This window comes from Streptomyces sp. NPDC002476 (genome assembly GCF_042889785.1).
Lineage (GTDB): Bacteria > Actinomycetota > Actinomycetes > Streptomycetales > Streptomycetaceae > Streptomyces.
The window spans coordinates 1-10444 of the sequence record NZ_JBIARH010000080.1; the positions used below are offsets into that span (position 1 = coordinate 1).

Below are 10444 nucleotides of genomic sequence, written 5' to 3' on the forward strand. Positions count from 1 at the left end.
CGGCTCGTCCGAGCCCGGCAGCACGGGCGTGTGCACGGCCAGTGCGGCCAGGAACCGGCGGTGGACAGCCCGGGGGTTGAAGGACATGACCGTGGCTGAACGCGCGCAGGAACGCGCCCAGCGTGGACCGGGAACGGATCCCGCCGAACACGGCCGGCATCGCCCCATGGCGCAGAACGTTCAGGTCGTCGATGCTGTCCGCACCCGCCGCCATCCCGGCCACGAAGCTGGTGACCTAGGCATCCGCTGCCGCGCCCGCTGCGCCGGGCGGCACCGGACGGCCAGAATGATCACGTGGCTGAACGCGTGCAGGTCCGGGAGATTGACGACGAAGAGGGCAGACGGTTGCTGCGGATCACCCACAGAGGCACCGGGTCGGTGGTGACCTGGCGGCGGGCCCAGATGGTGCTGCTGTCCGCGCAGGGCATGCCGGTGGTGGAGATCGCAGAGCCCGGCACCGGTGGGCAGCAGTGCCTGCCAGGCGCGGTGAGTGTCTTCTCGCCGGTACTGGGCTGAATGCTTCGCAGCGTTACCCATCCGAAAACGTATAGCGGGATGTACGGCCTGAACTTCATATGCCTGAGGCAGTCCGAAAGCAGTCCGAGTGGGATTTGAGTAGCCGAACTCATGTGCGCCCCTGCTGCGACTGTTTCCGAAGGGCGTGGAGCGTGCAGGATCTGTTCCAGGCGAGTCAGCAACGGTGTGATCGAGTGTCGGCCCCTTGGCCGTACTGGCTTCGCGATTGGCCTGCGGATGCAAGGAGGCGTATGTCCGATGGGCTGCCGATGGCTCCCGGGGCCGCCGGTTTTAGGAGGTTGACCTTCCGGCGTCCGGATCGCTCGAAGGCGGTACGGGCCTGGATCCTCGTCGGCCAGGAGCGAATCGAGAAGCACTTCCTTTCGTCGTGCTCATCCGAGTCGAACCCGACGAATTGGGCAAGGCCTATACGAGGGCACCTGCCGGACAGAAGATCAGGTCAGGCGCCTTCTTCCGGGCCCTGGAAGAAGCCCGGCATCTTCGGCGAGTGCGACATCAGCGGGTTCGTTCGGATCGAGGCGAACGGTGGGGTGCTGGCCCGAAGACGGTCCGGATCTTGACTCGCCGCCCGTCGCGACGCGCTCCGGGCGCCGCATGTCGTGCCGACGCTCGCCGCGCCCACCGGTGTGACCGGCCCGACCCCGACTCCCCATCCCCCACCGCACATTCGACGGAGGACCTTTGCGCAAGGCTTTGAGTACTGTGGCGGCCACGATCGCCGTGGTCGCCGTGCTGCTGATGCTGGTCCCATCGCACACGGGCGCCCGGCCCCAGGCAAAGTCGGCCACAGGTACGGCGCTCGACGGCGCCGCCCCGGCCGCGGTCACCGTGACCGCCCACACGGTGACGTTCGTCAACAGCACCGGCAAGAAGATCTGGGTCGGCAGCACCGTCAACGCCGACGGTTCCAAGAACTTCGGATCGTTGCCGGTCCTGGAGCCCGGGCAGTCGGCGACGGTGGCCGTCCCGGAGGACGCGGCCCCCGGCTACTGGCGCGGCAAGTTCTTCGCCCGTATGGGGTGCGGCGGCGAGTCCGGCAGCGACTTCCACTGCGAGCTGGGCGACTGCGGTGTCTTCGCCGACCACTGCGCACCGAATACCGGTGAACAGCCGGTCAGTCTCGCCGAGTTCAACTTCGACCGCGGTGACGGCCTGGCGCCTTGGTACAACGTGAGCTACGTCAACGCCTTCTCCGTGCCGATCACGATCACGCCCAGCGAGGTGTCCGGCTCCGGTGGCGGCTGCGGCGAGGTGGGCTGCCCCGAAGATCTGCTGCCGAAGTGTCCCGCCGACAACCTGACACGGTGGGGCGACGGCACGCCGAAGTTGTGCACCAGCCCGGACCGCGACGCCAAGACCCCCTACAGCAACATGATCACCACCAACTGCCCGAAGGCGTACGGCTGGTCGAAGCAGGACCAGGAGCCGGGCAACCACGTCATGCAGCAGTGCAGCCGGTGCAGCGGCTTCACGGTCGAATTCCACCGCGGCGCCTGAACGGACGGGAACGCACCATGCGCAGAAGAAGCATCCTCACCGCCGCGCTGGCGGCCCCGCTCGCGCTCTCGGCCACCGGCCGCGCCGCGGCGGCCCAAGCCCCGAACGGCACCCCGGCCACGGACCGGATCGCGGTTTCGGAAGCCGCCAACGTGAAGAAGAAGGGCGCAAGCGCCTGGAATTTCGACGGCGTCGCCCAAGACCTCGCCGATTCCGGGGTCGGCTGGTTCTACACCTGGTCCTCGGGCAGGTCAGGGATCGCCGCGCCCAATGGCGTCGAGTTCGTCCCGATGATCTGGGGGCCGGGCTCGGTGACCGACGCCGAGATGGACCAGGCCAAGCAGCAGGGCACGATCCTGCTCGGCTTCAACGAGCCCGACCATCCGGGGCAAGCGGCCATGACCGTGCAGCAAGCACTCGATTTGTGGCCCCGGTTGCAGTCGACGGGCCTGCGGCTCGGCGCGCCCGCGGTGGCCACCGGCGCGGACACCGCCGACGGCTGGCTCGGCCAGTTCCTCCGGGGCGCCACCAGCCGCGGCCTCAAGGTCGATTTCCTGCCCGTCCACTGGTACGGCGCCGACTTCAACGCCACCAACGCCACCAACCAGTTGCGCGGCTACCTCCAGGCCACCTACGACCGCCACCACAAACCGCTCTGGCTCACCGAGTACGCCCTCATCGATTTCTCGTCCGGCACGCCGCGGTACCCGACGCAGGAGCAGCAGGCGGCCTTCGTGCAGCAGTCGACGGCCATGCTCCAGGGCTTGCCGTTCGTCGAGCGGTACGCCTGGTTCACGCTCTCCACCGGCCGCGGCGACGGCACCGGACTGTACAACGGCACGACCGCCACGCAGGTGGGTGCCGCCTACCGCGCGGCGGGTTGAGCCGCAGCCCTGTCCCGCATTCCCGCTCCGGAAAGGAAGCGACCATGATCCGCTCACTCCCTCTCGCCCGGCTGGCCGTCGGCCTCACCGCCCTCACCGCGGTGGTCGTCGCGGCGCCGCCCAGCTCCGCCGTGCCCGCCGTCCCGCTCGCCGACACCTGCTGGGCGACGCACTACGGCCCCATCCCGCCCGGCTCCTACACCGCCAGCGGCGAAATCTTCGACAACAACGCGGACACCGCGGCGACCTCCCTCTCCCGTAACCCGCAACTCCCCTTCAATACCCTGGTGAAGGTCACCAACAACGCGAACGGCGCGTCTCTCGTCGTCCGCATCAACGACCGTGGCACCTTCACCCAGACCCCGCAGGAACCCAAGTGCCTCGACCTCACCGATGGCGCCTTCCAGCGCCTCGGCGGCGTCATCGACCCGGACCAGGGCCACATCGAGGTGACGGAGGAAGTGCTTCCGTAGGGGCCCGCCTCCGGTGCCAGGGTGGCCAGGCAAGAACGACCGCCCCGGCACCGCCCCCCGGAAGTCTGCCAACCGCCGGTTGTCCCGGGACGTGCCCCACCACGGCCGCGGGCGCAGCGGACGCATCCGGGGCGCTGATCTTGATCGTCACCTGTCCAAGGCTCATCCTCGGCCACTCTCGACGTCCCCCCATTCGATCCGAGACTGTCAGTCCCGGCGCTTGCCAGTGAAAGTGCCGTGGGGAGCGCGGTCGAGCAGCCTGCGGACCCGGGAGGCCTTTGCCATGTCCGCGGCGAGACGGACACCCTTGACGACGGACCCGCCACCGCCGGTGGCCACGGTCAGGGCCGTATCGGGCAGCAACCGACCGAACCCTTCCGCAGGGTCCTTCATGAAGTCGCTGATCATCTGCCTGCCGGTGCCGACCGGGTCGTTGGCGGCGACCACCAGGCCGGCGGCAAGCCTGTTGAGGCTGGTGGTGTACTCGGCGGGATGAGTGAGGTTGTACGGATCCAGCGGATTGACTCCCCGGACGAAGTTCACCAGCCCCGCAGTGCCCTTGATGACGCCGCCGCCGACGTGGTCGTTGATGATCTGCCACTCCTGCAGACCGTCGCCCACCTGTTGTGCGTACGAGGGCTTTTCCGGGGCCATGTCACGGGCGCCGCGGACCGCGGCACGGGCCGTCTCCGCGGCGGTGTTCCGCTGTTCACGGTTCGGCTCGCCTGTTGCTGCGCCTGCTGGGCGCGTTCCTCGGGCGACGGCCCGAACGTGTCGTCCAGTGCCCGGTCCCACTGGCTGTCACTGATGCCGAGCCCGGTCTTGAGCCTCTCCGACACCTGATCGCCCGCCCCTTCGGTGAGAACCGTGCGGCCGGTGTCCTTCCAGGTCCGCTCCATGTCCTGGCCCGCCTTCTCGAACGACTCGGCGCTCCAGTCCGGGTCCAGGTAGTCAGGGGTGAGGATGTCACCCCAGTTCTGCTGGGCGATGTCCTCCTCGTCGGCGTGCGGGTTGCCGCCCATCAGGGCATTGACGCCGACCTTGAATGAGCCCTCGACGTACTGGTCGTGCTCCCACTGGGTGCCCGCCGCCAGCCCGAGACGGTCCGCGAGCGCGCTCGCGTGGGTGCGTTGGCCGGCCACCGGTCGAGCACGGAGCCACCGGCGGCAGCCGCGTCCCAGCTGCGCTCGGTCATCATCCGGCTGATCGCGTCACCGAGGCCCATCGGGTCGCGTCGCGGCCGCGACGGGAAGCGGAGGCTCCGGCGACCCCCTGTTTCTGCGGCTTGTGCGGCACGGAGCCTGCGTGTCCATGCTCTGGGCCGCCCCCGGCGTCCCCCGGGATCCGCCTCTGCTGCCCCGTGGGGGCAACCAGCCGGGAGCAGCGTGCCTCGGAGCCGGAAAGCGGCCCTCAGTCGTCCAGCGGAAGGTCATCGGTCAGGGGGCCGACCCACCGCCATGGTTGTGTCCTGATCGTCACCAGCAGCCGGCCGAACGCCTCCCGGTCGAACAGCACCCAGCGATGTTCCTCGGAGATCAGGACGTCGTCGATCAAGACGGTCGGTGTACCCGGGCCGCGAGTGTCCTCTTCATCGGCTCGCTCGTAGGCCCGCTCGGAGCGGGTCACGAAATCGCGGTACTTCATCGTCCTGACGGCGGTGTCGAATGCCGGGCCGCGCAGCCCTTCGACCTTGTCGGCCAGTTCCAGGAGATAGGCGTCCGTGTACCCGTCCACCGACTCTTCTGGCTGATGCTGGTAGAGCAGGGCGTGGTACTCGGCGAACTTTCCGGCTTCCAGCGCGGCGCGCAGCGCGTTGACCGCCTTCTTCGAACCGCTGCCTCCCACCCTGTCGTCCAGGAAGGAGGCGAAGGTGTACTCGGTTTTGGTGACACCCCACTCGGTCAGGACGCGCAGCGGCGGTCCGCCGCCGGTGAGTTCGAACTCCTGGCACACGGGGCAACGCGGATCCTCATAGAGGTGCACGGTGACCAGGGCTTGCGGATCTCCGACAATGATGGTGGTGCCGTCGGTGTCCAGCTTCTCGGGCACCACTTCCAACTTTTTCGGACAGCGTTCCCAACTGGGCCAAGGCCGAATTCAGCGGATCCGGCTTCGGCCTCTGTGTCGTTCCCCCACCGCATCCGCTCACTGAGAGTCCCAGCACGCAAACTGTCAGGATGGCGGCCAACCGTCTTCCGGCATGCGTCAGCAGCATGTATCCCCTCCTCGGACCAGGACATAGAGAGTAGGACGGGGGTGCGAAGGTCGTTGAGCGGGGTTCTTCGGGTGGTTCCGTTCTGGTCGTGTGGCCGCCGTGTTGGGCGCTGCCGCTCTCGCCGCGCGCGCGGCCCGACGTCAGCCGGCGGACGCGCTGAGCGGGGTCACCTGACGGCGGCGCCGGAACACCTCGACCGGTCAGCCTCCGTAAGGCCTCTGCGGGCGGTGCGGAGGCTGAGGGTGCGGGGCGTAAGGATTCTGCGGGCCGGGTGCGTACGGGTTCCCGGCGGCTCCCGGCGCGTACGGATTCTGCGGAGCCGGCGCGTAGGGGTGGCCGACCGTGGTGGACGGGTGCGGGTGGTCGTAGGGGTTCTGCTGCGGTGGTACGTGCGGCAGCTCCGTCGGCCGGACGGGGCCAGGGGTGGGCGGCAGGCTCGCTGGGTGCGTGCCGAGCCGGATGCCGTAACGCCGCTTCAGCCAGCTCGTCTCCAGCAGCGCGATGGCCGTGACGGTGACCGGGGCGCCCAGGATGAAGACGATCCCCATGGTGAGGCTGAGTCCGTGCAGATCTCCGGTCACGAGGTCCCAGCTGGCCATCAGCCAGCTGGTCACCGTGGCGAGCAGCGCGGGCAGACTGCGGTGCACCGCGGCCGTGCCGAAGAAGTTACCGGAGACCCGCACGGCTCCCCGGACCACGAAGACGGCCATCCACAGCGACGTCAGGGCGGTAACCAAGGACCGTAGGAAGCCCATCGAAGAGCTTTCCGACTGCACCAGCAGGACCAGGCCCACCACGCAACCGACGAACAGCACGAGCAGCTTGAAAGAGTTGAACAGCGAGGCCCGCAGCTGCCGCACGGTGCCGGTGCGCCGCCAGACGAGGAGCATCACGCCGACCGTCAGCGGGGTGAGGAACAGCAGCACGATGGAGGCGACCATCGCGTTCTCCATCAGTTCCATGATGTCGAAGCCGCCCTGGACATAGGTGTAGACACCGAGTGATGCGATCACTCCGGCGATGACCCGCAAACGCTTGAGCCGGTCTATGGACGGATCGAGCGAATCCGGGATCCAGGCGGGATGGAACACCACGCTTGCGACCCTCCAGGGAGCCAGGAAGGACCGGCCCGTGAGCTCGCCCCCTGTCCAACTTTCCCGCATACCTGGCACTTTGTGTTCCCCTAAGCGTTCGCTTGCATGATCGCCGGTGGATTCTATGGGCAGCGGACGACGCCCCATCGCCCGCTACCCGCACCGCGCTCGCCGCCGTTCGCGTAGCTCCCGGTAGATGGTGACCAGGGCCCGCGTGGAGGCATCCAGCCCCGGTACGTCGGCGCCCCCGGTGAGCACGGGCTCGACGCGCTTGGCGAGTACCTCGCCCAGCTCCACGCCCCGCTGGCCGAAGGAGTCGACAGAACCGGGCCGAGAACGGTCTGTACGACGACATCCGTGAATCTGCTCCGACATGGGAGAAAGTGTGTGATCGCTCGGCCATGTCGGGATGGATCAACTCCACCTCGATGGGCGGAGCGTTCAGCTCGGGCTTCTCGACCAAGTACCGGATGCTGGACAAGGACCGTACTGGGTGAACTCCCCCAGTTCGCGCACTGCAGGCATTGTGCCGGTCGTAGCCTGGTGGGGCCAGTCGGCGGTGTTGCCCGGGGCAGCTATTGCAAATAGGTGTTCGCAGGGTGACGGACCTTTGCATGCCCGCTCGCGCGGTGCCGCCGCAGGCCCGACTGGAGTAGCCGGTCGTCGCGGAGGCCGCCACAGTCGCTATCGGCGTCGCCAAGCCGAACCCCAGCCGCCGCATGCCATTCGCCGGCCGGGCTCAGCCGAAGGACGGCATGCGCTACAGTTGATCTTGTTGGTTCGCCGCAAGTCACGGCGGCTGACGCTGCGTTGGTGGTCCAAGGAAAGACGTCCCGCTTCCTGCGGGGAAATGCAGGTGCAAGGCCTGCCCGGCGCTCGCGCACGAAGCCCTTCCCTCCCACGAGGGGAAGGGCTTCGTCACGTTCCCGCTTGCCATGGAGGATCTCCGCGCGGCCCTCGCGCATACAGGCGTGATGCGCCGACGCCCGGCGGCAGACGCGCCTGTGCCGGACATTGGGCCGATGCCCGGCACCGCCCCGCAGGTCAGCGGCCGAGCGCTTGACATCCTCTCCCCCTGAAGGGGGAGATTCCCGCCTACCGCGCCGTTGAAGGCTGCGGTGTCGAGTGGGTTCCTGCTTCGCTGCGCGGTGCGGGCACGGGCGCCCGTCCTACCTGCGCTCTGCAGGCTGTCGCGGCCAGTCCGGCCGCCTTGGCGATGTCGACCGCCGCGCTGATGTCCCGGTCCAGGACCGCCCCGCATGCCCTGCACGTCCATTCCCGGACGTGCAGGGCATGCGGGCCGTCCTTCACGCCGCACTGCGAGCACACGCCTCCACCAACCCCGAAGCAGAAGCCCGCCGCTCCTTCCGCGACGGGCTGCGCCTGTTCCGGCTCCCGCCACGCGGCGTCTACGACCTTCAGGAATTCCTCGACTCCGAAGGCAACAGAGAGGCCTTCGACCCCGAGGAACAACTGGTCGACCTCTGGGCCCGGTGTGGTTGCGATCGAGTGATCAAAGGACGCGAGCCAGTGCGTCCGGCCCCACGAAGTGCAATGGTGGCTCGCCGCGCAGGAACCGCAGCACCTCCTCCACGGCACTTGCGCCGAGCCGCTGACGGCACTCGGCGGTGCCCGCCGCCTGATGAGGGGTCAGTAGAACGTTCGGGAGTTTCCGGAACAGGTGGCGGACCGGCAGTGGTTCGGTGTCGAAGACGTCGATCGCAGCGTCCAGCCGGCCCGCCGACACCTCCGCCAGAAGCGCGTCCTCGTCGACGAGCCAGGAACGGGCGGTGTTGACCAGACCGGCGCCGTCGGGCATCAGCGCCAGTTCGCGCGCACCCAGCATGCGCCGGGTCTCGGCGGTGGCAGGGGCGTGCACGGCGACGATCCGGCTGCCACGGAGCAGTTCGTCCAGCGGCACCACCCGTACCGCGAGCCGCTGTGCGTCCTCGTCCGTCAGATACGGGTCGGTGACCGCGACCTGTGCCCCCAGTGCCCTCGCCAGCTCGATGTACGCACGACCGGTGCGGGACGCTCCGATGACGCCGATCGCACAGCCCTGGATCTCGTGCCGCGGCGGGGCCTGGCCGGCCTCGTCCCAGTCGGCTCCGCCGCGCAGCGCGTGGTCGAAGCGGTGGATGCGGTGCAGCAGGGCGAGGGTGAACGCCAGGGCCACCTCGGCGACCGGGCGTGCCATCGCGTCACCGGCCTGGGTGACGAGGATCCCACGCCGGAAGACTTCCTCGGTGACGTACGGGGCGACCGCCGATCCGGTGTGGGCGACGATCGCCAGTCGGTCGGCGACGTCGAGCAGTTCCTCGCTGAGGCGGGGCGTGCCCCAAGCGGTGATCAGGGCACGGGCACCGGGCAGCGCCGCACCGAGTGCGTCCCGGTCGGTGTGCTCGTCGAGGACGGCCGGCTGCGCCGCGGCGCAGAGGCTCTGCCACACCTCGGGGGTGAAGAACTGCTCACGAAGGTGCGGGGGGACGGCGACGACGACCCGCGGCCGGCGGGCCGCCCCCGGGTCAGGAGAGCCAGTCATCGAGGTGCTCCGCGACGAAGTCGTCGTCGGTGAGCCAGGGGTAGGCCGTGGCGACCCGGGTGATTTCTTCGGCCTGGCCGGGAGACAAGACCTCCTTCGGATCGAGACACCAGATGTCCTCCAACAGACCCTGGCGGCGCAGCACTTCATGGACACCCGCGATACAGCCGCGAAATCCGCCGCGCACGTCGAACACAGCGCTGTTGGCGTCGGTGAGCTCCGGACGGCGGGCGAGGCAGCCGACCATGGCGTCGTGGTCACCGGCGCGTGCCCGCCGGACCTGATCGAGGAGGGTGACGGCGGAGCCGGTCCAAACGGACCACTGGCCGAGCAGCCCGCCGGCGAACCACCGCCGAGTGCCCTTGGTCTCGTACGGGGTGAGCAGGTCGCCGATGATGTCGTCGTCGTTGCCGGTGTACAGGACGACCTCGTCGGCGCGGTCGGCGGCCGCCACGGCCCGCACGACATCGGCGGTGCGGTAGCGGTCGAAGGGCGCGATCTTGATGGCCGCGGTGTTCGGCAGGTCTGCGAATGAGCTCCAGAACGACGGCGAGAGATAACGGCCGCCGACGGGCTCCTGGAGGTAGAAGCCGATCACCGGCAGCACCTCGCCGACGGCGCGGGCCCGGTCCAGCAGCCCCTTCTCGTCGGCGCCGGGCACGGCGGGGCTCAACAGCACGGCGTCGTAGCCGAGGGAGGCTGCGAGCTCGGCTTCGGAGACGGCCTGCGCGGTGTGGCCGCAGGCCCCGGCGACGGTGACGACGGGGTGGCCGGCCTCGTTCCGCACGGTCTCGGCGGCGAGTTCGAGGACCGGTGCCAGCAGGCCGATGCCCGGTTCGCGGATCTCGAACTGGGTGGTGTGGACGGCGACGGCGAGGCCGCCCGCGCCGGAGGCGAGGTAGTAACGGGTCAGTGCGCGTTGCCGGCGTTCGTCGAGCTTGCGGTCGGCGCCGAGGGCGAGTGGATGAGCGGGGATGACGGCTCCCTCAGCGAGCACTTCCATCGGAGTGCGTGCCGGGGCTGCCGCGGCCGCCGAGGAGGGTACGGGTTTGGGAGTGGTCGCGGCTACGGGGCCGGGTGCAGGCGCGGTCGCGGCTGCGGGCGTACGGGACATGGGGTGGATCAGAACCTTCCGTCGCGGACCTGGAATTTGGTGGGCTTGCCGGAGAGTGGCAGCCCGCGGCGCAGCCAGTCGGCCTGCC

The 10444-nt window shown here is 69.1% G+C and carries 8 protein-coding genes and 5 pseudogenes; 4 read left to right on the forward strand and 9 right to left on the reverse strand.

The annotated features are described in order from the left end of the window. Positions 1-229: pseudogene (locus ACFYXM_RS36300) on the reverse strand (IS1380 family transposase); the annotation flags it as partial. 65 nt (positions 230-294) lie between these two features. On the opposite strand from ACFYXM_RS36300, the pseudogene ACFYXM_RS36305 reads away from it, so the two are divergent. The 4 genes and pseudogenes from ACFYXM_RS36305 to ACFYXM_RS36320 form a co-directional block, all read left to right on the forward strand. Beyond that, positions 295-450: pseudogene (locus tag ACFYXM_RS36305) on the forward strand (IS630 family transposase); the annotation flags it as partial. Between the two features lie 789 nt (positions 451-1239). Next, entirely contained in the window at positions 1240-2034 is a 795-nt protein-coding gene (locus ACFYXM_RS36310; RefSeq protein ID WP_389296044.1) for a thaumatin family protein, read from the forward strand. Between the two features lie 17 nt (positions 2035-2051). Then, positions 2052-2918, forward strand: coding sequence for a glycoside hydrolase family protein (locus ACFYXM_RS36315; protein ID WP_389296033.1), 867 nt, complete (start codon positions 2052-2054; stop codon positions 2916-2918). A gap of 44 nt (positions 2919-2962) precedes the next feature. Continuing rightward, positions 2963-3391 carry a septal ring lytic transglycosylase RlpA family protein gene (locus ACFYXM_RS36320; RefSeq protein WP_389296035.1) on the forward strand — a complete coding sequence of 143 codons (429 nt, stop codon included), beginning with the start codon at positions 2963-2965 and terminating at the stop codon, positions 3389-3391. A gap of 231 nt (positions 3392-3622) precedes the next feature. Here the strand turns inward: ACFYXM_RS36320 and ACFYXM_RS36325 are convergent. The 8 genes and pseudogenes from ACFYXM_RS36325 to ACFYXM_RS36360 form a co-directional block, all read right to left on the reverse strand. Further along, positions 3623-4105: pseudogene (locus ACFYXM_RS36325) on the reverse strand (type IV secretion protein Rhs); the annotation flags it as partial. An 8-nt stretch (positions 4106-4113) separates the two neighbouring features. Next, positions 4114-4560, reverse strand: a pseudogene (locus ACFYXM_RS36330) (hypothetical protein); the annotation flags it as partial. Between the two features lie 241 nt (positions 4561-4801). Then, positions 4802-5440: a thioredoxin domain-containing protein gene (locus tag ACFYXM_RS36335; protein WP_389296036.1), complete on the reverse strand. Its 639-nt coding sequence runs from the start codon at positions 5438-5440 to the stop codon at positions 4802-4804. A 366-nt stretch (positions 5441-5806) separates the two neighbouring features. Continuing rightward, positions 5807-6697 (reverse strand): hypothetical protein, encoded by an 891-nt coding sequence (locus tag ACFYXM_RS36340; RefSeq protein WP_389296046.1) that lies wholly within the window; start codon positions 6695-6697, stop codon positions 5807-5809. Between the two features lie 156 nt (positions 6698-6853). After that, positions 6854-7024: pseudogene (locus ACFYXM_RS36345) on the reverse strand (hypothetical protein); the annotation flags it as partial. Positions 7025-7795: 771 nt separating this feature from the next. Beyond that, positions 7796-8299 carry a zinc ribbon domain-containing protein gene (locus tag ACFYXM_RS36350; RefSeq protein WP_389296038.1) on the reverse strand — a complete coding sequence of 168 codons (504 nt, stop codon included), beginning with the start codon at positions 8297-8299 and terminating at the stop codon, positions 7796-7798. Beyond that, positions 8214-9242 carry a hydroxyacid dehydrogenase gene (locus tag ACFYXM_RS36355; protein WP_389296040.1) on the reverse strand — a complete coding sequence of 343 codons (1029 nt, stop codon included), beginning with the start codon at positions 9240-9242 and terminating at the stop codon, positions 8214-8216. Before ACFYXM_RS36355 ends, ACFYXM_RS36350 begins: the two co-directional genes overlap by 86 nt. After that, entirely contained in the window at positions 9226-10245 is a 1020-nt protein-coding gene (locus ACFYXM_RS36360; RefSeq protein ID WP_389296042.1) for a dihydrodipicolinate synthase family protein, read from the reverse strand. The genes ACFYXM_RS36355 and ACFYXM_RS36360 overlap by 17 nt, the downstream gene beginning before the upstream one ends. Positions 10246-10444 lie beyond the last annotated feature (199 nt).